The sequence below is a fragment of the Brochothrix campestris genome (genome assembly GCF_046058945.1).
Classification (GTDB): Bacteria; Bacillota; Bacilli; order Lactobacillales; family Listeriaceae; genus Brochothrix; species Brochothrix campestris.
The window spans coordinates 2,211,597-2,238,063 of the sequence record NZ_CP175511.1 but is presented as its reverse complement, the minus strand read 5'-3'; the positions used below and the strand labels follow the sequence as shown (position 1 = coordinate 2,238,063).

The following is a 26,467-nucleotide window of genomic DNA, read 5'->3' as shown; positions in this document are numbered from 1 at the left end:
AGATGTATAAAAAAATATTTATCATACTTCCTCTATTGATGTTAGCTTTTATGTTAGGTTCCGTACAACTGAGTAAAGCAGCTGAAACACAGTCTTATCAATCAAATGCTGTAACAGGTTTTTATGGTGAATATGTGTTTGAAGAAGAAAACACGGGCGGTTCAAATCACGAGACTAATACAGGGTCAAACAATGGAGCTAGTAATAACGGTTCGAATACAGGTTCAAATGGTCATGGTGGTTTGTCTTCAATTAGCCAATTACCCATAACGGGTGACCAACAAAGTGCGTTACCGCTCATTGGTGGCCTGTTGATTTTAGCAGTGGCTACAATGTGTGTCAGAAGACGACAAGAGTATCAAAACGATTGAAAAATTCGAATAAAAGGGAGATTAAATTAAAATGACAATTACATTTGGAAAATCATTAGCAATCGCAACTATTTTAGGGGCGGCAATTTTAGGAACAAGCGCAACAACAACTCATGCAGCAGAGGGTGGTTCATTAACGTCTAAGGCCGTTGTTAACTTTATTACAAATACAGACCCATCACAACCGATTGATCCGGAAGATCCAGATCCAGAAAATCCAGTTAACCCGATTGACCCGATTGATCCAGAAAATCCAGTAGGCCCAGGGACTGATGGTCCTTTAAGTCTTGATTTTGTGCCAAGTTTAAACTTTGGTACAGCAAAAATCACAACTAAAAATGAAGAGTACAGTGCTTACGCACAACAAATTAAAGCGGATGCGACTGAGGGTACTCCTGAAATTGGAAACTACCGTCCTAACTACGTTCAAGTAACAGATAACCGCGGAACAGAAGCTGGTTGGACGTTATCAGTACAACAAGTGAAACAATTCGCATCAACTGAACAAAAGGAATTAACAGGTGCAGCAATTCAATTAACTGATGGTAAATTAAATACAGTTGAAGGTTCTACAGCACAAGCACCAACTGGTGCAACAGAAGTGTCATTAGTACCTGAAGAAACAATAAATATTGTTACTGCTGCTGCTGGTCAAGGTGCTGGTGTTTGGGCTAATTACTACGGTAGTTCAGAGACATCATTAAGTGCTGATACTGATATCGTTGTAACTGAAAATGAAGCTGGCGAAGAAGAAGTTGGTTCTAAACCTGTTATTCGTAACTCCGCTGTTACTTTATCAGTACCTGGTGCAAGTGTGAAAACTGATTCAACATATTCAACAGAATTGAAATGGACATTAGCTGAGACTGAATCTAATGGTGGTAATGAAGGCGCTGAATAGCGACCATTTTAATAAGAATAAGGGGCACTGCTTAAGTCTTTCAGTTATGCTGAAAGGTTAAGCAGTGTTTTTTTAACGGGATATTTAAAAAGTATCATTAAAGACGTAATACAGATACTAGTGATTACTACAGAAAAGACAAATACAATAATACACTTAATGTGCCAACTGATACAGGACCTAGTCATATCGAGGGAGCGACTGAAGGTAAGTCTGACCATTTTAATTTTACGATTAAGAAAATTGATAGCAACGTATCTATCGAAGATAATGGCAATAATTACTCACGAATGATTGATGGTTAAAGGTGGATGTTCTTAATCTAGTTACTATGAAATGAATGTGTTATTTGTAATGCTCATGCTTTAGTGTGGAGTTAAGAAAAAAGCAGGATTAAAACGTGGTGCAATTTCATATTAATTACAACGAGCGATTTAGTCTAATGTTAATAGCTATCTGTCGTTGCTCATGTCATAATATAAGAAAAAGGATGGCAGAGGAGCTTAACTAACATGCGAAATATTAAATTAACGATTGAATATGACGGCAGTAAATACTTAGGATGGCAACGTCTTGGTGATTCGGATAAAACGATTCAAGGGAAAATTGAAAGTATTTTAACCAAAATGACGGGTGAATCGATTGAAATTATCGGTTCAGGTCGCACAGATGCAGGTACACATGCGCGTGGGCAAGTTGCTAATTTTCATACGGCTTCTCACTTAGCGGTGCTTAAAATACGCGCATTTTTAAACCATTACCTTCCGCAGGATATCATTGTGAAACAAGTGGTTGAGATGCCAGAACGGTATCATGCACGCTATCATGCAACGGGGAAAAAATACAGCTATTCGGTATGGAATGCGGAATTACCTTCACCGTTGGAACGTTCGACCAGTTTTCATTATCAACAGCCATTAAACCAGCAACTGATAGAAGAGGCTTGTCGACTATTAGAAGGAACACATGATTTTATTGGTTTTTCTTCACTCAAAAAAACAAAAAAAGATACGGTTCGTACGATTGAAGAAATCAGTGTGCAACAACAGGGTGAAAGAATTACCTTTACATTTGTAGGTGATGGTTTCTTGTATAACATGGTTCGTATTTTAATGGGAACAATACTTGAGATAGGCGCGGGTGAACGGCCGTTAGCATCGATTACCACAATTTTTGAAACCAAGGTAAGGCAACAGGCGGGAATAACCGTTCCGGCCCATGCGCTCTGTTTAGAAGAAGTATACTATGATTAAAAGCAAGAACTCTTTGTTTGACCGACCAGTTTAATGGTCGGTTTATTTTTTTGCCAACAATGGCATCAATCGAAGTAAAAATAAACAAAAAACAGTTATTTAATCATGATAGGCTTAAAGGAGTGTTGATGAAAGTAGCAAAAGAACAATTAAAAAAGGAGAGATTTAAATGAAAAAAAGCAAGTTAGTTAAATTGGGAAAAAACATTGCCATCACAGCGGTGGCAGCGAGCGGTCTACTCGTAATTATGAGCCAGAATGCTTCGGCTCATGGGTATGTAGAATCGCCAATCAGTCGTTCGTACCAAGCTAAGTTGGATTTTGATAGTGGCATGGGATGGGATGCAGCCTTAGCAAAATATGGCTCAGTCATTACGGAACCGCAAGGATTAGAAGCATTAAAGGGTTTTCCAGAAAACGGGCCGGCCGATGGTCATATTGCATCAGCAAATGGTAAATTTGAAGGTGTGTTAGACATTCAAACACCTGATTATTGGAAAAAACAAACGATCTCCACCGGTTTAAATCAATTCACTTGGGCCTATACAAAAGAACACAGTACCGCCAAATGGCATTATTACATGACAAAACAAGGATGGGACCAAAATGCACCGTTAGTACGCGATGAACTTGAATTAATCGGCACAGTGGCACATGATGGATCGTATCCTTCAAGTCATTTAACACATACCATCAATGTACCGAATGACCGCAGTGGCTATAATGTTATTTTAGCAGTCTGGGATGTTGCCGATACCGCCAATGCTTTTTATCAAGTCATCGATGTGAATGTCGACAATGACGGGGCACCAGCACCAGAAGTGATTGTTCCTAACGCGCCAACTGAACTAGCAGCTACAAACGCAACAACATCGACGCTTGATTTAGCGTGGCAAGCACCAACCAATACAGCCGTTAAGGAATATCATATTTATCGTGATGGTAAAAAAGTACAAACAATGGCTGGAACAACTTTTGCGGATACGGGATTAACTGCTGGAACGACGTATCAATATCAAGTTGAAGCTGTTAACTTTAATGGTGATGTTTCCAAGAAATCAGCGGTTTTAACAGCTGCAACCGTTGAAATGCCAGCCATTGATGAACAAGCACCAACCGTACCATCCGGGGTACATTCCATGGGAACGACGGATCATTCAGTTAACTTAATGTGGACAAAATCATCACATTTAATTGGTGTGAAAGCTTACGATATTTATCGTGATGGTGAAAAAATCGGAACATCGGCAGGAACAATGTACATGGATGAAACGGTAGCAGCAAATACAACGTACAGCTATACTATTAAAGCAATTAGTGCGGGAGGAAACGTGTCTGAAGCTAGTGAAGCATTTGTTGTTACAACCGAAAAAACAGCGGTATTGCCTCAAGCGGGCGAATGGATACCGGGTACGTTAACAGAGCCAGTCGAATATAAATTAGGCCAAAAGGTAACGTACAAAGGTAAAACATATGAAACAATCAATGCGCATTTAAACTATGGTGATTTAAACTGGGCACCAGATAAAGCATTGAGTCTTTTTAAAGAAATTGCACCGATAAACGAGTGGGTACCGGGTACGTTAACAGCACCGGTCGAATATAAATTAGGCCAAATGGTAACATACAAAGGTAAAACATATGAAACAATCAATGCACATTTAAACTATGGTGATTCAAGTTGGGCGCCGGATTCAGCACTGTCATTATTTAAGCTAAAGGAATAAAATGTTTTCTAAGGTATCAATCATACGGGTAGATAGTGTATGAGAACAGACAGTATCCTCATTAAGAATACGGCTATGCGACTGAATAGCAGCGCTGTTTTATTTCGTTACGACTTGCTCAGTCGTGAAATAAGTTTGTTCAACAGCAATTTTATTCAGTCTTATCATCTTATAGCCAAAGTCGCTTGATCTATTTTCACAGAAAAAAGAAGCTTAATTCGACTTTTTCTACAATCTGAAGCAGTATCCTTTTTTGAGGAGACTGCTTTTTTTGTTAAAAAAGCTCATTCATATATTTCGTTCTGTTCGGAAAAAAATGAAATGTTAACTTTTTATTATAAAGGTATAGTTAAATATCAAGCGAAATTCACATATTATTTAAAAAAACGGATATTCTTTATTATTAGGAGGAATGATTATGGGACTAAGTTTATTAAGAAAAACAGGGATAATCGTATTAATGGTTGTAACAATGTTAGCATCTATTACATCAATAGGGGTTCAAGCAAGTCAAAAAGAGACGTTTAAGATGCAAATTTTATCGACAATTCAGGGTACTGAAATCGACACTTTGAATCAAGCGTCACAGTTTAAGTTAGCGTTTGACGTGAATTTATATGATGATAAATATCATGAGAACGATTTAATTGCCATTGCATTGCCACAAGAATTTATAATGAAAGACACACAATTCACGATGGCGATTAATGATAAAACCACGGGTGAAAAGATGGCTGATTTAATCTATGACAGTAAGAATCATCAGCTTGAATTGATTTTCACAGACTATGTTGAAGAACATCATGCGATCGAACTCTCTTTTTTTGTGAATCAAAAAATCAATCAAAACATCGAAAATGAAACAAAAAAAATAGATGTCACAGCAGAATTAACAGATAAAGATGGAATTATCGCCAGTACAACAAAGACGATTAATTATTTGGGAGGAGTAGTTGAAACGATACCGCTATTAAGTAAATCTGGTCATCAAGTGGGTGATTCATTAGAGGCTGAGTATACGGTAACAATCAATGAGGCAAGACAAACATTAGAAAATGTTGTCGTTTCAGATTATGCAGCAAATGAGAAATTCCTATTTGATCCAACGAGTGTGAAAATTAGTAAATCCGTTGGAGAAGATGTTTTTAGTGATGTCACTGAAGACATTAAGCTAAAGGGTGGACTGACATTTGATAAGGATAATAGTGATTTAAATATCAAACTTGGAACCGTATCAGAAACGTATCTTATTACATATAAGGTTTTAATTAATGAGAAAATCTTGAACGGCAATCGAATCGAAAATATTGCCATGTTAATGCATAGTAAAGGGATAGTAACAGAAAATAAAAGTATTATTTTCAATGATTCGATAACAGGTGGTGGAGAAGGAACGGGAACCATTAATAAAGGCATCGTTGAAATCTATTATATCGATAAAGCTGGTAATGAATTAACACGTTCCGAATATATTAGAGGTGACATAGGTAGTAACTACACAACATTAGCTAAACAATTTGATGGTTATGAATTAAGTGGATTACCGAGTAATGCAATCGGAATTCACACCAAAAATAAGGTGATTGTCACGTATGTCTATAACAAAGAACCAAGTACAGAACCAGAAGGAAGTACAGAACCAGAAGCAAGTACAGAGCCAGGAGGAAGTACAGAACCAGAAGCAAGTACAGAGCCAGGAGGAAGTACAGAACCAGAAGGAAGTACAGAGCCAGAAGGAAGTACAGAACCTGAAGTAAGTACAGAACCTGAAGCAAGTACAGAACCAGAAGCAACTACAGAACCAGAAGGAAGTACAGAACCAGAAGGAAGTACAGAACCAGAAGGAAGTACAGAACCAGAAGGAAGTACAGAACCAGAAGGAAGTACAGAACCAGAAGGAAGTACAGAACCAGAAGCAAGTACAGAACCAGAAGCAAGTACAAAACCAGAAGCAAGTACAGAACCAGAAGGAAGTACAGAACCAGAAGGAAGTACAGAACCAGAAGCAAGTACAGAACCAGAAGCAAGTACAAAACCAGAAGCAAGTACAAAACCAGAAGCAAGTACAGAACCAGAAGGAAGTACAGAACCTGAAGCAAGTACCGAACCTGAAGCAAGTACCGAACCAGAAGCAACTACAGAACCTGAAGCAAGTACAGAACCAGAAGCAAGTACAGAACCAGAAGGAAGTACCGAACCAGAAGCAAGTACAAAACCAGAAGCAAGTACAAAACCAGAAGCAAGTACAGAACCAGAAGTAAGTACAGAACCTGAAGCAAGTACAGAACCAGAAGCAACTACAGAACCTGAAGCAAGTACAGAACCTGAAGCAAGTACAGAACCAGAAGGAAGTACAGAACCAGAAGGAAGTACAGAACCAGAAGGAAGTACAGAGCAAGCTGTATCGACGAATATCAATGAACAAACGCTACAATCAGTAGACCAAGATCAGAAAAAATTACCTAAAACGGGTGATTACTCACAGCGAGACACTCTTTTGATAGGATTATTGTTAATTCTACTAGCAAGTAGCCTTTATCGCAGAGCGACAACGATTAAGTAATTCAGAGATGAATGCTCGGTTGTTTAGTGAATATAAAGGGCGGAAACGGACAAAAATATATGCTGCTGATACAATAGAACTAAAAGAGGTAGCATATGACTAAAATAATTTTTGTAGATGTTGATGGAACTTTATGTGATCGTGCAGGTGCTGTGCCACTTTCTGCGAAGCAAGCGATTCAAGCAACACGGGCAACAGGAAACAAGGTATTCGTCTGTACCGGACGTTCAAAACCTGAAATAACAGCTGAGATAGTAGGGATTGGATTGGATGGTATTATTGGGGCCGGTGGTGGTTACGTTGAGATAGATGGTAAGGTACTGACGCATAAGCGTATGCCTAAAAAAGCGGTGTTAGCGATTATTTCCTATTTCGAAGAGCATAACATCGGTTACTATTTAGAGTCGAACGATGGTTTATTTGGTAGTGCTAACTGTGTAGCGAGTATCCAAACACAGGTTACAAAGGGTGTAGACACTGATTCAACTAAATATCAGGAACTGATGGCAGAGTTCAATTGGTTTTATGACATTTTAGCACAATCAGTCGGTCGAAAAATTGATTATGCCAATGTTAATAAAATTTCTTTTATTAGTAATGGGCATCCTTTTGAGGCAGTGAACGCACAATTTCAAGCTGAATTCGAAATGCATCATACAACTGTGCCACAGTTTGGTCCTGAAAGTGGCGAAATTAGTGTTAAAGGAATCGACAAGCAAGTTGCAATTAGAGAAACCTTAGCGCATTTAGGCTTAGCCAAAGAAGATGCGGTGGCCTATGGGGATGGTAATAATGACCTTGCAATGTTTGCTGCTGTAGGATATAAGGTCGCGATGGAGAATGGCACAGAGCAATTAAAGAAATTGGCTGATGAAATCACAGCAACAGCCGAAAATGATGGGATTTATCAGAGCTTTTTGAAAAACAAATGGCTGTAACGAGAGGGAGAAAAGTGAAATCAGCTCGTTCAACAGCGTATAAATTGGAAAGGTCGAACTTGCGATTATTTCCCATCGCAAGGAGCGAGCTTGAAATTTACTAGCTGTTAGCTGATTGATCTAGAGGGAGAAAAGTGAAATTAGCTCGTTCAACAGCGTATAAATTGGAAAGGTCGAACTTGGGATTATTTCCCATTGTTGCTGTTTTTCTGAAAGTTGAAAGTTTCTGGCAGTAAACCATGGTGATGGTTTACTGTTTTTTTTTTTTGAAATTATCTCGAATTAAAATAAATAAACACTCCCCCCGTGTTATCCATAGTTAAAATTGAAGTGGTGTAGTACTAGCGACAGTTTACATTAAGGGGGGATAGCATGAATAAAAGGTTAAAATACGGTGTTGTTTGGACGCTATGTTTATGTTTATTAACATCCTTTCAAATAGAAAGGGTACAGTCACAAACGAATGGAAATGCTGAAAAAACAGGAGTTGCTTTAACGGTTGAACAAAGTAAGCAAATAGAGCAGGGCAAGGAACTGCTAAAAAACGAAGGGAATCCAATTGCTGAAAAAGACGATAAAATAAAGCAAGCAAAGCCAGCGACTAAGGTACTGATTGAATTACAGCAAGAAGCGGCTTGGGCTAAAGAAGGTTATGCGATTCACTTGAAACCAAAGCTGGATACAGCCTTTTCAGCCAATTTACGTTTCCCGACGGGCGTCAACGCCTTAGGCCCTGACATTGGTGATACGATTGAAGGTTATGTCGATTTACCTGTACATGCGATTATGACCTATCGGCAGGCAACCTTCTTTTATGGGTTTAATCGGATACCTGAATACATGCCCTATCATAATAATGTACAGTTCGCCTTTGATTATGATCACAGTGTCTATCGCATCAACGTGATAGCTACTCATTTTCCGAATAGTGAGGGCGCTGAAACACCCTGGAACGACGGTGCTTCGTTAGGTAATACGGCACGTTTTACGCTGAAAATCGAACGCTTGAAACAGACAACAGCAACAGAATTAAAACTACCAACGAAGTTAACTTGGCGTACAACGTATCATCAATTCAATGATATATGGTCGCAATATTATCTTAAAAGTTGGAACTATGGAACTAATAAAACGTATACAGTGCCGTTACAGCCTTCGCCGAAGATTCACGCAAACGATAGTCAGTTGTATCAGTATCAGGTATACCGCCCGGCGGATAATTACAGCGGTGGTACAGGATTAGACGGTAAGCCGTTACCATGGGATGAAACGACGATGAAGGTGACCGGTGATACCGTTAATACGTCAAGACCGGGTAACTACAAACAAATATTAACGTATCATTATTTGTTTAATGGAGTAGCGAAACAAGTGAGTACGACTTATACTGTCACCGTTATACCTGATCAAACAACTGCGGAATTACAAGACGTGTCGTTATATGTCGGTCAAGCATACGATGCAGATGCCCCGTTCAAACGAGTGTTAAATAAAGACGGCCAAGCGATAAACGCGAAGGATGTGCAGTATTACTATGTGAACAATGTGTTGACGAAGGAGTTAGACACCACTAAACCAGGCACACATCAGGTACGAATCGTGATTGCCAACGCCCTCGGTAAGTGGGTGTACAGTGAGCCAGCCAAGGTGACGGTTAAAGCCGATCAAACAACTGCGGAATTACAAGACGTGTCGTTATATGTCGGTCAAGCATACGATGCAGATGCCCCGTTCAAACGAGTGTTAAATAAAGACGGCCAAGCGATAAACGCGAAGGATGTGCAGTATTACTATGTGAACAATGTGTTGACGAAAGAATTAGACACCACTAAACCAGGCACACATCAGGTGCGAATCGTGATTGCCAACGCCCTCAGTAAGTGGGTGTACAGTGAGCCAGCCAAGGTGACGGTTAAAGCCGATCAAACAACTGCTGAATTACAAGACGTGTCGTTATATGTCGGTCAAGCATACGATGCAGATGCCCCGTTCAAACGAGTGTTAAATAAAGACGGCCAAGCGATAAACGCGAAGGATGTGCAGTATTACTATGTGAACAATGTGTTGACGAAGGAGTTAGACACCACTAAACCAGGCACACATCAGGTACGAATCGTGATTGCCAACGCCCTCGGTAAGTGGGTGTACAGTGAGCCAGCCGAGGTGATGGTTAAAGCCGATTTAACCGCTATTTTTGCTAAGGATATGAGCTACAAAGTCGGAGATACGTATGATCCAGCTGCTGGTTTCATTAAGGCGATTGATGCCGATGGGGTCGCAGTGCCGTTTTCTCCGGAGTTGAGTTGGACTGAGGATAATCGCCCGATTGATATGACGAAGCCGGGACAACACACTGTTTATTATGGTTTACCGAATAGTAGTGGTGCGCTTATTGTGCAAAAAACGACTGTTTCAGTAGAGCCGATTGATGTCACGTTAACTGTTGTAAGAGAGCAATCGTTTGGTAAGGTCATCTTAGGTAGTGCAGATACGCAACGATACTGGCAGAAGGATAAGCCGGTTGTGGTGACTGATGATGGTCAGAGAGGTTGGCGATTAGTTGCTGCTATCAATCAAACAACACACAGTGATTTTCGAGCGTATGTTTTTGTTGGAGACCAGTCTTTTGACCAAGGGAGTTTGTTAATTAGTGAGGGAATCGGTTCACAGATTGTTAGTGATACAAAAGAAAAAAGCGCATTTGTTCATATCAATTATGCGAAGGTAAAGACACCCCGCAGCGATGACGCACAAATTAAGTGGATGTTGGAACCTTCGGTAAAGGAGGTAGGCGAATGATAAATGTATTTGAATTATTAGCAACACATGTTTCTGCGAATACGTACGAGTCACAAGTAACGGGAACGTTGCTTGCACCTGAAAAAGCAGCAGTGTTAACAGCGCCTATTAAAACGTTCCCGATTGAACGGTTGCCGCATTTAGGTGATACCGAGACGCGTATCATACAGTTAGGTACGTTTCTCCTGCTTGCTAGTATTATTTGTTTAATGTGTTACCTTCATCATAGACAGGCAAAAAAACTGTGTATGAGTGTCATTATTGCGCTAGTGTTGCCGCTGAGTGTCATAGTGACAGCTAAGGCAACGACAGAATCTAAGGTAATCGGTGAAATTAGACCAGGTGAATTGACGATGGAAAAGCCCACAGATGTTAGTTTTGAAACGACGTTAACAGGAAAACAACAACAGCTCGTTTTAGCACCAATTAAGACGGTTGTGGCGGATTATCGTGGTGATGAGACAGGGTGGCAAATCGTTGTCAAAACCACTAATGAACAAAGTTATCAGCGGCATTTTCAGTTGGAAATAAATCGTGCATTCATCACCAGTGATAATGCAGTGGTGGCAGGGCATGTTACCCCGTCAATGACACAGGTTATTCAATTTGACACCTCCGTTCATATCATGGATAAAGCAAAACGGGGGAGTTATCAGGCGTTGTTAGATTGGCAAATTGAACCGCAACTGTCCCAAAACGTTAGAGAGTGACAATTAAAAGTGAAATCAACCGATTAGAAGCAAACAACTTGGAAGAAAAATGAAAGCGATTATTTACCGTCGTTGCCATTTATCTGAAAGTTGAAAGCTTCTGGTTGATTAAACTAGACAATTAAAAGTGAAGTCAACCGATTAGAAGCAAACAACCATCGGACAGTTACATTCACGTGTAACTGTCTTTTTCGTTTATAATAAAAGAAACAATACAAGAGGAGTCGATAACAGTGGCACAATGGCAGATTAAAACTTTTTCAGAGTTAACAACAATCGAATTATTCAATCTTTTATACACCCGTTCAGAGGTGTTTGTGGTCGAACAAAACTGCGTATTTCAAGAACCGACACTAGAAGATTTAGACTGCCTTCACGTCTTTAAAACCGATGAAGCGGGTGGTATTATCGCGTATGGTCGCATCATTGATAAGGGTGAAACGGTGACCTTCGGACGTGTAATCACAGCACCGCAACATCGTGGTGCAGGCAGTGGTCGTGAACTGCTGACTGTTCTCATTTCCGAAATCACCCGTCGCTATCCGGCACGAACCATTGAAATTCAAGCGCAATCCTACTTAGAACATTTTTATGGTTCATTTGGCTTCAAAGCTTGTTCCGCTTACTATTTAGAAGATGAGATTGAGCATGTTGATATGAAAAAAGAAGGCTGATTTTTATTGTGTTGAAAGTGAAATCAGCTCGTTCGACTTCGTGAATAGTTAACAAGCGAATATAACAACGCTGCTATTTCAATCCTAGCAACTTGTAAAAAAAAGCAGCTGTAATAGCATTCAAGCTAAAATGGAAGGTTGTTTGAACGTTGTATATAATCTGTGCCCCCTTATCTAGTGATGAGGGGGCTTGTTTGACGACATTCTATTTTAAATGATTAAACGATTGTTTATCCAATTGATAGAGTTAATCACATTGATTGAAAATATCGAATTAATGCCTGTTTTATACTGTTCATGCGTAACCGCTTATAAAAGAATGACGGCTTCATGCGCTAACGATTAATCTGATACTCGGTGTTCGTCGATTACAATGATGTTGACAGAAATGCCAAACGTCGGCGTCATCGTTTTTTTTAGCATTTTCAGATGCTTGCAAGGCAGCACTTTTAATTATGAGACCGACTAAGATAAAGATTAAAATCGCAGAGAACACAGCGATTAATAACAGGGAGCGGCCGCCTTTTACTTGCAAGCTATACCATGCTCGTTTAATGAAATTTATTGTATGACCTCCTAGCTATATTTGTTTACAGTCATCACTATAGCGAACGAACCTAAAAAAACAAATGGCTTGTTTTGAAAAAGAAGTTAAGTGAAAAGTAAGGTGGGGCTAAGTGCTGATGTTGACAGTTTAAAATAGCTGTTACAACAGTTGGTTAAGCGCTTTCAAAAAAAGCGTGACAAACAAACCAAAGTATAATATATTATATATATAAGTATAGTCTTTTGTTCAATAAGGATGCTTTTTTAAAAATAGGGGGAGGGCTTAAAGTGCCAGATAAAACAATTATGTTAGCATGTGCGGCTGGGATGAGCACAAGTTTATTAGTCACTAAAATGGAAGAAGCAGCGAAAGCGCGTGGATTAGATGCAAAGATTTATGCGGTATCGGTCTCAGAAGTACCTGCACAGTTAGAAAAAGAAAGATTAGATATCATTTTATTAGGACCACAGGTGCGTTACACCGAAAAACAAGTTGCGCAACAAATTGGTGATCGCGATGTTAAGTTAGCTGTCATTGAAATGCGTGATTATGGCATGATGAACGGTGAAGCCGTCTTAGCAACAGCCTTAGATAAGTTATCATAAATGACAAAATATAAGCGTTTGACAGTTGAGGCTGCACGATTGAAAAAGTGGCCACTGGTTTAAAACTGTCAGCGAAAACAATGGTTTTTAAAAAGAGGAGGAACTAGCAATGAACGCTTGGATTGACAAATTTGCAGAAAAATTAATGCCGATGGCTGCTAAACTGGGCCAAAACCGTTACTTAACGGTCTTACGTGATGCCTTTATGCTCGCTTTTCCATTAACAATGTTTGGTTCACTTGTTGTTGTTTTAAACAACTTACCGTTTTGGCCCGCCCATTTATCAGGTCAGCTTAACTCGCTGTTAGGTAATGGTCAAAATGCCACGATGTCGATTATGACGGTCTTTGTCGCCTTTGGGATTGGGTATTACTTAACGCAATCGTATGGCGAAGATGGCGTCTTTGGTGGCGTTGTTGCCTTAGCATCTTTCTTAATCTTAACACCATTTTTCTTTGAAACAGCCGAAGGCGCTGCGGTTACAGGTGCGCTTTCACTCGATCGATTAGGTGCTAAAGGAATGTTTGTGGGGATGATTGCTGCTTTTATTGCCGCGGAAATATACGTGCGCATCACCAAAAAAGGCATTACAATTAAAATGCCAAATGGTGTGCCAGAAGCTGTTAGTCGCTCGTTTGCTGCCCTTATTCCTGCGATTGCAACGTTAACAGTCTTTTTATTACTCAATGCGGGTATCAATGGCTTCTTTAACACGAACTTTCATGATGTCATCTACAATGTTATTCAAAAACCATTAGTTGGTCTCGGTAGTGGTTTGCCAGCAACGTTAGTCGCTGTTTTATTCATTCAAGTATTATGGTTCTTTGGCCTTCATGGTCAAGTCATCGTTAACTCAGTGATGGATCCTATTTGGCAAACATTATCACTTGAAAACTTAGCAGCTTACAAAGATGGACTTGAATTACCACATATTATTACAAAAGCCTTTATGGAAACATACACAGTTGGTCTCGGTGGTTCAGGGATGACATTAGCAGTTGTCTTGATGATGGCCTTCTTCTTCAAGAATAAGCAAATGAAAGAAATTGGTCGTCTTGCTGTTGGACCTGGTATTTTCAACGTTAACGAACCTGTTATCTTCGGCTTACCAATCGTTTTAAATGCATCGATTATGATTCCGTGGGTGATTACACCGTTAATCGTCACTTCATTCAACTACGCTGTGATGGCGATGGGCATCTTCCCAATTCCAACCGGTGTCACCGTTCCTTGGACCGTGCCATTCTTCATTAGTGGGATGATGGCAACGAACTCAGTCATGGGTGGCGTGCTGCAATTAGTCGATATGGCAATCATCGTTCTTTGCTGGTTCCCATTCTTGAAAATCTTCGAAAAGGTCAATACTACTACAAAATTATAATTTATGCGATAATGGATGGAGACCGTGAAGGTCTCCATTTTCTATATAAGATAGCGAGGAATGACCATGCTAAAATACAAAGTGATTGCGGATGATATCCGTTCTAAAATTCAGGCGGGTGAGTATGCAGCCGAAGCCTTATTACCAGATCAAGTGGCCTTAGCGCTTCACTATGAGGTGAGTCGCATGACCGTCAAAAAAGCAATTGATATTTTGGCGATGGAAGGACTCGTCTACCGTAAACGAGGGATGGGGACACGTGTACTCAAGAATGCGTTGTGGAACCAAAATGACAGTTTGGCCCTTGATTACCAAGGACTGACTGCTCAAATGAAAGGCACCGCGATAACAAATGATATTATTGAATTTAATATTCAGTTTCCAGATGAGGCCTTACAAAACTTATTGATGATTGGTGCTAATGAGGCGGTTTATTATGTTCATCGCGTGCGTAACGTCGATGGTAAGCCTTATGTAATGGAATACACTTATTTTGTTGCCAGCCTGGTACACGACTTAACACCAGCCATTTTAGAACAATCGATTTATGACTATATTAAAGCAGACATCGGACTAGTAATCGGTGGTGCCTATCGTAAAATCCATGCAGATGTTGCGAGCGATGATGACTGCCAATATTTGGCCTGTGAGGCCACAACACCAGTGCTTGAAGTTGAACAAGTCGTCTATCAGAAAAATGGCACGCCATTTGAATATTCGCGTTCTCGTAACCGTTTTGATACAAGGAGTTATACAATTACAGATATAATAAAAGATTGATTTTGAGCCATCCTTATTTTAATAAGGGTGGCTTTTAGGAGGGTAGAAACTTGTATGCGAAATTAATAATCATTCGAGGTAATTCATCAAGTGGAAAAACAAGCTTAGCTATGGCATTGAAAGAGCAGTGGGGGAATACGTTAGTTGTGTCTCAGGATGCAGTACGTCGAGAAATAATCGGGTGTTCGGATACAAAAAAAAATCCTGCGATAGAAATGATAGAGTCGTTAGTTAGTGAAGCAATAACTAAGAATGATTATGTCATTTTAGAAGGGATCCTAAAACGGTCAACTTATTATCAAATGATAGAACGTCTAATGGAATTATATGCACCTAGGAGCGCGTTATATTATTTGTCAGTTTCTTTTGAAACCACAAAATGTCGTCATCTTGAAGGTTTAAGGGTCAATGAATTCTCAATTGAACAAATGGAGCAGTGGTGGATAGCAGAAGATTTGTTAGACTACAAAAGTGAAATGCTGGTTGATGGAGAAGTCGAACAAACCGACTTGATTGAGCAAGTGATGAATTATATAAAAGATAATTAAAAAAGTGCGTATAATCACAATGTTTATCATGTCGTATAAGTGAATAAATAGTGGAAATCTAAGATTGATTAGTCTCGAACGAAGCATAAATGCGAGATGACGGGGATCTATTCAAAAATATATAAAGAAAAGGCTAAATATGAATTATATACTATGTATAAACAGGTATAAATGGTATATACTTAGTAAGGAAAATATATATTGAGAAATAAGATAGCGCAGGTAGTATTACTCTGAGTGATGGTCTGATTAATATCAGACAAGTTACTTTTCAAACTTATCGTCTGTTAAAGGCAGGTACTCGCTTCAAGAGTGATAGACAAGGAGGTATTTATTGAAAGTTTCTGTAATTATACCATGTTTTAACGTGGAATATTATGTAGGGCAGATGATTGAAAGCCTAAGAGCGCAGCAACTAAAAGATGTTGAATTCATTGTGGTAGATGACGGTTCAACAGACAGAACATTACAATTGATTAAAGAATTGACAGAAAATGATTCTCGTTTTAAGGTTATCGAACAAGATAATTATGGCGTGTCTATTGCTAGAAATACAGGGTTACAAGTCGCAACGGGGGATTATCTCATGTTTGTAGATGCAGATGATTTAGTAGCAAACAACGCAATTGAACAACTTTATCAAGAAGCGCTTATGACAGAGGCTGAGATTGTCTATGGGAAAATAGTTCGTTTCAATTCAAGAGGAGAATGGTATGCACAGAGTCATATCGAAAAAAACATATATAGTGGAAAGTATAAAAACATCATGCAACATCCGGAATTATTCTATTCGATTGGTCCTTGTGCTAAACTCTACTCAAAGAAAGTGATTGGTGAGCTAAAGTTTCCTGAACAAATTATCTTTGGTGAAGATCAATTTTTTACATTTACGACGTATACACGTGCGAAAAAAATTGTTTTCTTTGATAAAGATATCTACTATTACCGTGTGCGAGAGTTAGGTAATAAGTCATTAACACAGTCGACACACGAAAACGCAATAGGATATATGGAGTCATTGATAGCTGTCTATAGACTCGTTACTCAGCAATTTAATTGTGACAATTTATACAGTACAGCTGATAGTATAAATATTTTGCGGGAATATAGCAATCGTATGTTTAAGTATGAGTTTTTTCCGATTTTCAAAAAGGGCTATCGACAAAGACAAATACAAGATAGAGCATTAAAGCTGATGCAAGAATTTTTAGTATTAATAGATGATAGGGTTTTAGCAGAATCTTACTTCATTATGAGGGCGGTTTGTGTCGAACTGACAGATATCCGTTTTTTATTGCGATTTAAAAATAGACAGCTGTTTGTTACTATTCAACGATATATTATAGAAGTAAATGAAGCTGCTTTTGAAATAAAAATAAAACGTTATTATCCAAAACAATATCAACAAATTAAAACCATTATTTATTCAGCTAATGATTTGAAACGAGTTAATATGCGTCTTGATCGACTAAAACATGGTTTGACTTATGTTTGGCAGCGAAAGTGTGCCACTAAAGTGTATCGTTTAATATATGAATGTGCAAAATGTTTACCGATGCAAAAGCAAAGTGTTGTTTTGGCGACTACAAAACAAGCGCTAAGTGATAACTTGACGTTATTGGCGAAAGAAATAAAACAGCTACATCCAAATAGCCAGATAACCTTATTAAAAAAAACATCAAACAAATTACAAACGTACTATAAACTAGGGCGAGCAAAGGCGATTATTATCGATGACTATTATAGTCCGTTATATAATAAAAAAATCAGACAGGGCGCAGAATATATCCAGATATGGCATGCAATGGGAGCTTTGAAAAAATTTGGTTTGAGTGCAATAAATAAAGGGGATTCTAACAGTCGTTTATTTGAACAACGAGCCCATAGTCAATACACTAAGGTGTTATGTAGTTCTCCCGCATTAAATCATATTTATGCTGAAGCATTTGGTGTCGATCAGTCGAAGATTATTAATGGGCTTTTACCAACAGCGAGGCAATTGTTAAAAGAAGAATACCAAAGTGATGCGAAGCTCAAATTTCAACGGTTATATCCGGAGCTAACCTCTAAAAAAAAGGTTTTATATGCACCTACTTTTAGAGGGTCACCAAATGAACGGGTTGTTTATAAAAATTCTATTAATTGGGATCAGATGAACTTGGATTCAAATGTAATAATATTGGTTAAATTACACCCGATAATAGAAAATACACAAAACTTCAATTTTAATCAGCAAATTATTAATGTCAGTGATGATGAGATTAATTTGGAAGAATTAATGGTGGTATCAGATGTTCTGATAACAGACTATTCATCTGTTATCTTTGAATATGCGCTATTGGATAAGCCGACAATTCAATATTTAGATGGTTGGAGCATATATCAAACAGAAAGGGATTTGTTTTTCGAACCAAAAAATTATTCCTTTGAATATAATACCTATAATGAATCGGAATTAGAAAGAATGATTTATAAATCATTTGAGCAAAGGGATTTAATTGGGAAAGAACGATTTAAATATCAATTTTTAAGCATATAAAAATAAATGACAGGTGAATTGACAGGAGGAAATTATGAAAAAAATATTAATTAGATCAGGTATTAGTGCTTACGATGTAAGAACAGAGAGTGATTTACTGAAAGGTGATTTTGTCGGTGGGAATTCAGGGAACTTAATTTTTGTACATGGAATTATGCGGAATTTGACAACTGACCAGGTGATTTTGGAATCCGATTATTATTTATCGAATTCAGCTAAGGCAGAATACATTAATAAAAATTATGATGGTTATATTATTCCGCTAGCAGATGCATTTCGTGCCGATTTTGAAGATACATTGAAAGACATGACTACTCTAATAAAGAGATTAACGGTACCAGTGTATCTAATTGGTGTGGGGTTAAAGGCTCCGAAAGATGTTATGTCTGCTGAGCTTAAGTTTCCATTTGATGATACTGTAAGAAACTTTATTAAAGCGATTTTAGAAAAATCAAGTATGGTGGGGGTACGAGGCGAAATAACGGCACAATATTTGACGAACTTAGGATTCAAGAAAGGCATAGATCACATTGCAATAGGTTGTCCATCGATGTATACCTATGGTGAAAATCTTAAAATCAGAGAAATTCCGAATGTTGAAGAAAATGAGTTGTTAATTAGTACGAACCGATCAAAGTCGGCACCAAAGCATGTATTGAAATATATTCATAATATTCATAGTCAAAATAAAAAAGCGGCCTTTTTACCTCAAGGTTGGGATGAATTTAAATTGATGTATACTGGTTTTTCTACCATTGATATCCCAAACTACCCTTCAAAGATAACAGATTTAGAGTATGCGAATGGTGAAGCAAGGTATTTCTTGAGTGCAAGTGAGTGGATTAGTTACTTAAAAAATCGTGATTTTAGTTTTGGAACAAAATTACATGGGAATATTACTGCTACTATTGCAGGAACACCAAGTATTTCAATCCCGATAGATGCTCGCATGCGTGAGTTAGCAGAATTCCATGGTTTATGTACCTTGAATCCGGAAGAAATACACGAGAATGAGACATTAACAGATTTAATAAATAAGGTTGATATATACTCAGCAGAAAAAAAACAGAAAGAAAACTATCAAAATTTCATAAGATTTCTAGGAACTAATAAAATTGATTATACCTATCAAGATGAGACTAATTTCATGAAAACACCTTACGATAAATTGTATAGTACAGTTAAGTTTGAAAAACCAATTATTCCTATTACCGCATGCGATTTAGAACAAGCTCGGAAACGTGTTGGGATTGTTTATGGAGCGAATAACTATAGACAGAACATTTATGTGAATCGTCAAAATTGGCAGAAAAAAATCATAGTGGATAAAGAATCTGACCTAAAAAAAATGAATGAAAAGATAAATGAAAACAAAAAACACCTTGAAAAACTGAATGTAGAAATAACTGAAAATAAAGTAGCTATGTTATTAGAGCTTAAGAAAAACGACGATTTAAATACGAAGATTGAAAACTGTCAGATAGTAAGAGAGAATCTTTTATATGAACAACAAAAATTAACTGTTCGTCTAAGCGAAGCAGAAAAACAAAAAAAAGAATTTGAACAGACTTTAAAGAGAAAAAGCGTGAGAATAGTACTGAAATTAGCTAACAAGTTCAAAAAAAAGTCGGAGTAAATATGAGAATCGTTCAGTTGTTAAATAGAGATGTTTATGAAAGGTAAGTATAAGTTTATTCAAGTGAGTAAGGAGGTTTTTTTTTGTTTAAATATGATATTAGTATTTTAATTCCAGTATATAATGCCGAGCTTTTTTTAAAAAGAACATTACTTTCAATAATAAATCAAACGATGAAGAATACAACTTATGAAGTGTTGCTTATAAATGATGGTTCAAGTGACAATAGTGAGACTATTTGTAAAGAATATTGTGAGCGATTTGAAAATTTTAGGTATTTATCACATACAAATAGAGGTGTTTCAGCCACTCGGAATAGGGGCCTAAATGCATCTCAAGGTAAATATATCTTGTTTTTAGATGCAGATGATGAAATTAAAAATGACACTATCGAATCAGTTTTTCAGGCGTTTGAAGCCTATCAAGATGAAGCAAATATATTGGCTTATCCGCTCGAGGTTAACGATGGAAAAAAAACAGTAGCACATGTACGCAATAAAAACTTTACTATTAAAAATAAAGTAGCGTTATATGATATTGAAAAATTTCCTTATTTAAATCAGTGTACAATGAATGTGGTAATAAAAAATTTACCTGCGGAAGAAAAAGTATACTTTAATGAGGAATTAAAGCAGTCAGAAGATGCCTTGTTCAATACAACAATGATTTTGCAAACAGGTAAGCTTGTTTTTTGTAATGCAGGTGGCTATATTTATCATACGGGCCATGATTCAACCGTTGATAAATTCAAAAGTCCGGTTGATATACAAGATAAAATACTTGTATTCTTTGAACAACTATTTGAAAAAAATAGAGCGGTAAATGATGGGGAGATTTCCTCATATGCCCAAAGTATGGTGCTATACGAGCTGAATTGGCGTTTTAAACAACATACATTATTTCCCTATCATCTAAAAGAAGCAGACTTTGAAATGTGGATGAAACGATTGAAAAAGATTTTCAAAGAGATTTCGGTCGATACAATACTACATCAACCATTAATGGACTATTATCATAAGATTCATTTTATTGAACGATTTAAAGAGGAAATTCGTGTTGAAAACAATTCTTATGGAATTAGTTTTTATCATCAAAACGAATTAATCACAACGTATAAAACAATCACATTAGTTTTTAATAAGATGAAAAGACAGGGTAATAAATTACAAATAGTAGGTTATATTAAAGCTCCATTGCTCTCGCAGGTGGGACGTATTGAGTTGGGAATCAGTTTGAGTGATGGTAGTAAGCTAAACATACCTGTGGAGTTAGGACCATCGAGCCATTATAAATCACATGAGAGAACAGCTTCATTTTATGAGTTTGATTTTGATTTGCCAATAGATGTAGTTGAAAGTTATCAGTTCTATCTGAAATTAAATGAGAGAAATCATCTTTTAGTTGGATACATGGAAGACGATGTTATCTTTAAGAAATATTTAGAATCAAAATTTGTATTGCTTGGTTCGAAGGTGATTTCTTATGAAAAAAAACCAATGAAAATTAAAGTGATGGAAACAAAACATGTTCCATTAAATTCAAAGGAAGTTACAACTGGAAAAAAAATAAGTAATCGTCAGAAAGAGTTAATAAGTAAAAAAGGGATGAATTCACTGCTTAAGTTCAAAGCAGTTCAAAAATGGATTCATCCGTTTCTAAAAAACAAAAAAATCTGGTTGTATAATGATAGGAAAGGCGTGTTAGATAATGCTTACGAACAATTCAAATACGACATTAAGCAAAAAGATAGCGTCAAACGCTATTATGTTATTCATGAAAAAGATCGTAATGTAGCAGGTTTTCCAAAGAGTAATACGGTTGTATACGGATCGGTATATCATAAATTGTTATTTCTATATAGCAGTGTAATATTAACCTCATTTAAAGAGCGGCAAGAGTATTCACCGCTTTCTAATCGAGCTCATAATACGTTGTATTCTGAGTTAGAACAGCAAGTTGTTTATTTGCAACATGGTATTTTAAATGCACACACACCTTGGTTATACGGGAAGCACAAAACCAATTTCGATAAATTTCTTATTTCCAGTGATTTTGAAAGGGACAATTTACTTTTTAATTATGGCTATCGCGAAAAAGACTTGCTTAAAACAGGTATGCCTAGATTTGATAAAAATAACTATAAAAGTGAAAAGAATAAAAAAATCTTATTGGCTCCTTCATGGCGTAAGTCACTGGTTATTGAAGATTCTAAATTAAACCGATCGCTTAATAAGAAAGCCTTTGAAACCTCGGAATTTTATTTGGAAATTGATAAGTTAATTAATTCGACTGAACTAAATGAACTTTTGCAAAAAGAAGGATATTGTTTAGATGTTAAATTACACCCGATTTTCTTAGAAGAAGGCACCTTGTTCAAGACGAATCAGAGTAATATTAAGATACTAGATAGTAAATCTGATTTTGATATAAATGAGTATAAGTTATTTGTCACTGATTTTTCATCGTTTATGTTTGATTTCATCCAGAACAAAACAAAAATCGTTTTTTTATTTCCTGATTATGACCGATTTGTAACTGGAAATCATATCTATACTGAATTTGACTTTGATATTAGTCAATTAGGTCCTAAGTACACGAAGGCGGAGGAATTGGTAACCTTTATCAAGGAGAAAATCACTGCTGAATTTACAGTGGAACCGGAGGTTGCTGCATTGTATGAAGACTTTTATTATCCAGCGAAAGAAAGTTCTTATCGAGCAACAGTATACAAGGAGATAATAACTATTTCTTAAATAGAGTATAGTCTGTGATGGTAAGCATAAACTAGATTTTCTATAGAATTATCCCCTCACTTTTGCTACAATAGGATAAGACGATACAGATAGATAGAAAAAGGAGAGTCTTATAATGATATCAGTAAATGATCTTAGATCAGGAATGACATTCGAACAAGATGGTAAATTAATTAAGGTTATGGAAGCAAGTCACCATAAACCAGGTAAAGGAAACACTGTTATGCGCTTGAAACTGAAAGATGTTCGTTCAGGCTCAACTGTTGATACAACAATGCGTCCTGATGATAAAGTTAAAAAAGCGTATATTGAATCGAAACCAGTTCAATATTTATACAACCAAGATGACATCGAAATCTTCATGGATTTAGAAACATATGATCAATATGAAATCCCAACTACTGTTGTTGAAGAAGAAATGTTATACATGTTAGAAAACATGGAAGTTAAAATCCAGTTTTACGGTGCTGAAGTTATCGGTGTTACTTTACCGAAAACAGTTGAATTGACAGTTGTTGAAACACAACCATCAATCAAAGGTGCAACAGCAACCGGTTCTGGTAAACCAGCTAAAATGCAAACAGGCTTAACAGTTAACGTTCCTGATTTCATCGAAGTTGGCGAAGTTATCGAAGTTAATACAGCAGACGCACAATACTTAAAACGTGCGGCTAAATAAATAGCTAACTACTCAAAGACGTGCGGTTCAGTTTGATGAATCGTACGTCTTTTTTGTCTATCAAGCTATCTTTACGCGTATCTCTAAAAACGATACAATAAAAGCACAAATTAAAAAGATGAAAGAAAAGGGGCCGAAGGATGTTATTCAGTATCAAAAAAGAGGAATGGCTGGGCAACACTAAGAATGATCTTTTTGGTGGGCTTGTCACAGCGGTTGCATTAATCCCAGAGGTGATTGGGTTTGCGATTATTGCAGGTGTTAACCCGATTGCGGCTTTGTTTGCTTCAGTTACAACGGCGATTGTGACATCGATTACCGGCGGTCGTCCAGCGATGACATCAGCCGCGGCAGGGTCAATGGCGTTAGTGATGGTTGTGCTGATTAAAAATCATGGCCTTGAATATATGATTGCAGCGACGATTTTAACAGGTCTATTACAGCTGTTATTTGGCTATATTGGTATTCATAAGTTAATGAAGTTCATTTCTAAACCGGTGATGATGGGCTTTGTTAATGCCTTGGCGGTGTTGATTTTCATTTCACAAGTACAACAACTCGGCCATGTCAATAAGATGACTTTAGTCATTGTGGGAGCTACGATTGCAATGATGTATCTCATTCCCCGTGTTTCCCGGGTAATACCACCAGCCTTAATTATTATTGTCGTCATGACGTTGGTAGCACTTTTGCCACAGCTCGGCCTGCAAAAGGTCGGTGATTTGGGTGACATGACGGGGGCGATTGGCTTGTTGCAGCTACCGGCAATTCCATTCACATTTGAAACGCTACTGATTATTTTACCAACAGCGATTGCCTTATCGTTAGTCGGGATTATGGAATCGTTACTCACGCTTCCTTTAATCGACAACATGACTAAGTCAACTGGCGACAGTCGCCGTGAAGTGAAGTCGCAAGGATTAGCGAATGTTGTGACGGGTTTCTTCGGTGGTCAAGCGGGGTGTGCAATGATTGGCCAAGCGGTTATTAATGTGAAGTCAGGTGGCCGTCAACGGTTATCAACCTTTATTGCAGGGGTAACGTTATTATTATTGATTGTCTTTTTAAAGGACGTCATGGTCCAAATACCGACGGCAGCCTTAATTGGGATAATGATGGTGGTGGCGCTTGAAACGTTCAATTGGGATAGCTTACGGTCGATTAAACGCATTCCAGTGGCAGATACAGTCGTGATGGCTGTGACTGTGGCAATCGTCGTCTATACACATAACTTAGCAATCGGTATTCTGATAGGTGTTGTCTTGAGCATGATTATTTTCATTGCGAAGTTGGCAACACTTACAATTGAACGAACCGACAATGTCATTACCGTTCGAGGTGTCTTGTTTTTTGCCTCGGCACAAAGCTTAGTCAACTATTTTGAAAAAACACCATTAACAGCGAACCTAATATTAGATGTGAGTGGGCTTAGCATCCGTGATGCCTCGGCACATGAAGCGTTAGCAACGGTCATTAACCGGTATCAAGCAGCAGGCCTGCCATTGACAGTTCGTGACTTATCAGCTGAAAAAAGCACGTATCTAGGGTAAACTACAGGTATAAGCAATGAAAGAGGTGACGATATGAGTAAACTGTACATAAAGCAAAAGGTGTTTAGTATCAGTGGAGAATTCAGCGTCCAAGATGATCACGAAAATGTCCGTTATATCATCGAAGGGAGTTTTTTATCTCTTCCCAAGAAATTTAGCGTGCAAGATACAGCGGGAAATGAAGTGGCTTTGATTACAAAGCGGATGTTTCAATTTTTTCCGAAATTTGATGTTACGGTACATGATGAAAAAGTGTTTACGATTGCGAAACAGCTGTCTTTTTTTACAGCGAAATATAGTATTGAGGGTGAAGAGCTCACAGTTTCAGGCGACTGGTGGGACAAAAGTTTTGCGGTGGAACGCCATGGTGAAGTTGTTGCGAACATTACTGAAAAATGGTTGACCTGGGGCGATTCGTTTGAAATTGAGGTACTAGATGAAACGCTCGAACAGACGATTATTGCGTTAGTCGTGGCGATTGACTGTGTCAAACACGCCGAAAAAAGCAGTGGCGCTAGTATGGTCGATTAAGATGCGTTATCTTAGAAGTCTAACGTTATCTGATCGTCAAGTTGTGCATCCGCAGCTTTATCCGTATCATGTACTTGCCGACAAAAGTGGTGAGGTGCTTGTGTTCGATGCAATTACCTTACTCTATGGTGAAAATGGTTCAGGTAAATCAACCGTGTTAAATATGCTTGCGGCCAAACTTAAGTTAGTCGGAACCGAACGGCCAAAAGTATGGGGTCAGACCGATTATTTTGGCGACTATATGGCTGAATCGCATCTCAGTTTCGAAACAGATGAAGCCAGTGGGCAACGATGTACCATACCTGATCATAGCCGCTATCTTAAAAGTGAAGATGTTTTGTATGAGGTAAAAAAAGTACAACAAGAGGCGATTTTGCGTGAAGATTACTTGTATCGGCGGGGGCAACTTGGATATACGAAGGCGCAACGCGAGGCCCATAATGGCTCTTTTGCAATGGAGAAACAGATTGATAAACACTTATTTGCTCAAGAAAAGTTTTCAAACGGGGAGACGGCGATGCAACTATATGAGGAATACCTCGAAGCTGATGGTTTATATTTGTTAGATGAACCGGAGGTCTCGCTTTCACCTGATAATCAGCTAAGATTAGCAGCCGTTATTAGTGATGCTGCCCGTTTTTTAAACTGTCAGTTTGTGATTGCAACGCATTCACCGTTCTTATTAGGTGCCTTAGCAGGTACGATATACAACCTCGATTTGCCGGGTCTGCGAACAGCAAAACCGCTAGAATTGCCGTTGATGCAAACGTACCAACGGTTTTTTAGTTAAAAGGTCTTTAAAGTTTGTTCGACAGCAGTGCTATTCAGTCTTATCAGCTCATCAACAAATTTGTCTACAATCTGGGCTCCCTTATCGAGGGAGCTTTTTTTGATGGATTCAACAGCTAAAAGGATAAAATAGCAAAAAACATATAATCAATTGACATTCGTCATCAGATAATATACATTGATTGTGAAATAGT

General features: G+C 37.9%; 22 protein-coding genes. 21 read left to right on the top strand and 1 reads right to left on the bottom strand.

Annotated features, from left to right (window positions below; all coding sequences use genetic code 11):
• Positions 1–2: 2 nt before the first annotated feature.
• The 10 genes from ACJYYY_RS11010 to ACJYYY_RS10965 all read left to right on the top strand — a co-directional run bounded on the left by ACJYYY_RS11010 (position 3) and on the right by ACJYYY_RS10965 (position 11,935).
• Positions 3–371 carry an LPXTG cell wall anchor domain-containing protein gene (locus ACJYYY_RS11010; protein WP_035315543.1) on the top strand — a complete coding sequence of 123 codons (369 nt, stop codon included), beginning with the start codon at positions 3–5 and terminating at the stop codon, positions 369–371.
• A 31-nt stretch (positions 372–402) separates the two neighbouring features.
• Positions 403–1,272, top strand: coding sequence for a WxL domain-containing protein (locus ACJYYY_RS11005; protein WP_035315541.1), 870 nt, complete (start codon positions 403–405; stop codon positions 1,270–1,272).
• 161 nt (positions 1,273–1,433) lie between these two features.
• A complete protein-coding gene (locus tag ACJYYY_RS11000) occupies positions 1,434–1,577 on the top strand; it encodes a hypothetical protein (RefSeq protein ID WP_408868950.1) in 144 nt (47 codons plus the stop codon).
• A 207-nt stretch (positions 1,578–1,784) separates the two neighbouring features.
• Positions 1,785–2,525, top strand: a complete 741-nt coding sequence (gene truA / locus ACJYYY_RS10995) for a tRNA pseudouridine(38-40) synthase TruA (protein WP_408868949.1) — start codon at positions 1,785–1,787, stop codon at positions 2,523–2,525.
• A gap of 169 nt (positions 2,526–2,694) precedes the next feature.
• Positions 2,695–4,251: a lytic polysaccharide monooxygenase gene (locus ACJYYY_RS10990; RefSeq protein WP_408868948.1), complete on the top strand. Its 1,557-nt coding sequence runs from the start codon at positions 2,695–2,697 to the stop codon at positions 4,249–4,251.
• 418 nt (positions 4,252–4,669) lie between these two features.
• The gene (locus ACJYYY_RS10985; protein ID WP_408868947.1) at positions 4,670–6,814 is read left to right on the top strand and encodes an Ig-like domain-containing protein; all 2,145 of its coding nucleotides are present in this window, start codon (positions 4,670–4,672) and stop codon (positions 6,812–6,814) included.
• 95 nt (positions 6,815–6,909) lie between these two features.
• Positions 6,910–7,752, top strand: a complete 843-nt coding sequence (locus ACJYYY_RS10980) for a Cof-type HAD-IIB family hydrolase (protein ID WP_035315661.1) — start codon at positions 6,910–6,912, stop codon at positions 7,750–7,752.
• Between the two features lie 372 nt (positions 7,753–8,124).
• Entirely contained in the window at positions 8,125–10,551 is a 2,427-nt protein-coding gene (locus tag ACJYYY_RS10975; protein ID WP_408868946.1) for a bacterial Ig-like domain-containing protein, read from the top strand.
• Positions 10,548–11,261 (top strand): hypothetical protein, encoded by a 714-nt coding sequence (locus ACJYYY_RS10970; RefSeq protein ID WP_408868945.1) that lies wholly within the window; start codon positions 10,548–10,550, stop codon positions 11,259–11,261. The genes ACJYYY_RS10975 and ACJYYY_RS10970 overlap by 4 nt, the downstream gene beginning before the upstream one ends.
• A gap of 233 nt (positions 11,262–11,494) precedes the next feature.
• Entirely contained in the window at positions 11,495–11,935 is a 441-nt protein-coding gene (locus tag ACJYYY_RS10965) for a GNAT family N-acetyltransferase (protein WP_035314641.1), read from the top strand.
• A 328-nt stretch (positions 11,936–12,263) separates the two neighbouring features.
• On the opposite strand, the gene ACJYYY_RS10960 is transcribed toward ACJYYY_RS10965, so the two are convergent.
• Positions 12,264–12,470: a hypothetical protein gene (locus ACJYYY_RS10960; protein WP_035314640.1), complete on the bottom strand. Its 207-nt coding sequence runs from the start codon at positions 12,468–12,470 to the stop codon at positions 12,264–12,266.
• 317 nt (positions 12,471–12,787) lie between these two features.
• Between ACJYYY_RS10960 and ACJYYY_RS10955 the strand changes: the two genes are divergently transcribed.
• The 11 genes from ACJYYY_RS10955 (at position 12,788) to ACJYYY_RS10905 (ending at position 26,274) form a co-directional block, all read left to right on the top strand.
• On the top strand, positions 12,788–13,087 hold the full coding sequence (locus ACJYYY_RS10955) for a PTS sugar transporter subunit IIB (RefSeq protein WP_051456936.1): 300 nt from the start codon (positions 12,788–12,790) through the stop codon (positions 13,085–13,087).
• Positions 13,088–13,196: 109 nt separating this feature from the next.
• On the top strand, positions 13,197–14,468 hold the full coding sequence (gene celB / locus ACJYYY_RS10950; protein WP_035314636.1) for a PTS cellobiose transporter subunit IIC: 1,272 nt from the start codon (positions 13,197–13,199) through the stop codon (positions 14,466–14,468).
• Between the two features lie 66 nt (positions 14,469–14,534).
• Entirely contained in the window at positions 14,535–15,248 is a 714-nt protein-coding gene (locus ACJYYY_RS10945; RefSeq protein ID WP_035314634.1) for a GntR family transcriptional regulator, read from the top strand.
• 50 nt (positions 15,249–15,298) lie between these two features.
• On the top strand, positions 15,299–15,796 hold the full coding sequence (locus tag ACJYYY_RS10940; protein ID WP_408868944.1) for an AAA family ATPase: 498 nt from the start codon (positions 15,299–15,301) through the stop codon (positions 15,794–15,796).
• A 334-nt stretch (positions 15,797–16,130) separates the two neighbouring features.
• Positions 16,131–18,335, top strand: a complete 2,205-nt coding sequence (locus ACJYYY_RS10935; RefSeq protein ID WP_408868943.1) for a CDP-glycerol glycerophosphotransferase family protein — start codon at positions 16,131–16,133, stop codon at positions 18,333–18,335.
• A gap of 34 nt (positions 18,336–18,369) precedes the next feature.
• Positions 18,370–19,971 (top strand): polysaccharide pyruvyl transferase family protein, encoded by a 1,602-nt coding sequence (locus ACJYYY_RS10930; protein ID WP_408868942.1) that lies wholly within the window; start codon positions 18,370–18,372, stop codon positions 19,969–19,971.
• Positions 19,972–20,054: 83 nt separating this feature from the next.
• A complete protein-coding gene (locus ACJYYY_RS10925; RefSeq protein ID WP_408868941.1) occupies positions 20,055–22,724 on the top strand; it encodes a glycosyltransferase in 2,670 nt (889 codons plus the stop codon).
• Positions 22,725–22,839: 115 nt separating this feature from the next.
• On the top strand, positions 22,840–23,403 hold the full coding sequence (gene efp / locus ACJYYY_RS10920) for an elongation factor P (RefSeq protein ID WP_035314621.1): 564 nt from the start codon (positions 22,840–22,842) through the stop codon (positions 23,401–23,403).
• Between the two features lie 140 nt (positions 23,404–23,543).
• Complete coding sequence (locus ACJYYY_RS10915; RefSeq protein WP_035314619.1) at positions 23,544–24,953, top strand: SulP family inorganic anion transporter; 1,410 nt, start codon at positions 23,544–23,546, stop codon at positions 24,951–24,953.
• A 33-nt stretch (positions 24,954–24,986) separates the two neighbouring features.
• Positions 24,987–25,484 (top strand): LURP-one-related/scramblase family protein, encoded by a 498-nt coding sequence (locus ACJYYY_RS10910; RefSeq protein WP_035314618.1) that lies wholly within the window; start codon positions 24,987–24,989, stop codon positions 25,482–25,484.
• Positions 25,438–26,274 (top strand): AAA family ATPase, encoded by an 837-nt coding sequence (locus tag ACJYYY_RS10905; RefSeq protein ID WP_408868940.1) that lies wholly within the window; start codon positions 25,438–25,440, stop codon positions 26,272–26,274. The genes ACJYYY_RS10910 and ACJYYY_RS10905 overlap by 47 nt, the downstream gene beginning before the upstream one ends.
• Positions 26,275–26,467 lie beyond the last annotated feature (193 nt).

Bases quoted from the DNA above. Each gene is read 5' to 3' on its own strand.
- ACJYYY_RS10945 (WP_035314634.1), top strand. From the start codon at position 14,535: ATGCTAAAATACAAAGTGATTGCGGATGATATCCGTTCTAAAATTCAG.
- celB (WP_035314636.1), top strand. From the start codon at position 13,197: ATGAACGCTTGGATTGACAAATTTGCAGAAAAATTAATGCCGATGGCT.
- truA (WP_408868949.1), top strand. From the start codon at position 1,785: ATGCGAAATATTAAATTAACGATTGAATATGACGGCAGTAAATACTTA.
- ACJYYY_RS10955 (WP_051456936.1), top strand. From the start codon at position 12,788: ATGTTAGCATGTGCGGCTGGGATGAGCACAAGTTTATTAGTCACTAAA.
- ACJYYY_RS10975 (WP_408868946.1), top strand. From the start codon at position 8,125: ATGAATAAAAGGTTAAAATACGGTGTTGTTTGGACGCTATGTTTATGT.
- ACJYYY_RS10930 (WP_408868942.1), top strand. From the start codon at position 18,370: ATGAAAAAAATATTAATTAGATCAGGTATTAGTGCTTACGATGTAAGA.
- ACJYYY_RS10980 (WP_035315661.1), top strand. From the start codon at position 6,910: ATGACTAAAATAATTTTTGTAGATGTTGATGGAACTTTATGTGATCGT.
- ACJYYY_RS10915 (WP_035314619.1), top strand. From the start codon at position 23,544: ATGTTATTCAGTATCAAAAAAGAGGAATGGCTGGGCAACACTAAGAAT.
- ACJYYY_RS11010 (WP_035315543.1), top strand. From the start codon at position 3: ATGTATAAAAAAATATTTATCATACTTCCTCTATTGATGTTAGCTTTT.
- ACJYYY_RS11005 (WP_035315541.1), top strand. From the start codon at position 403: ATGACAATTACATTTGGAAAATCATTAGCAATCGCAACTATTTTAGGG.
- ACJYYY_RS10985 (WP_408868947.1), top strand. From the start codon at position 4,670: ATGGGACTAAGTTTATTAAGAAAAACAGGGATAATCGTATTAATGGTT.
- ACJYYY_RS10970 (WP_408868945.1), top strand. From the start codon at position 10,548: ATGATAAATGTATTTGAATTATTAGCAACACATGTTTCTGCGAATACG.
- efp (WP_035314621.1), top strand. From the start codon at position 22,840: ATGATATCAGTAAATGATCTTAGATCAGGAATGACATTCGAACAAGAT.
- ACJYYY_RS10910 (WP_035314618.1), top strand. From the start codon at position 24,987: ATGAGTAAACTGTACATAAAGCAAAAGGTGTTTAGTATCAGTGGAGAA.
- ACJYYY_RS10990 (WP_408868948.1), top strand. From the start codon at position 2,695: ATGAAAAAAAGCAAGTTAGTTAAATTGGGAAAAAACATTGCCATCACA.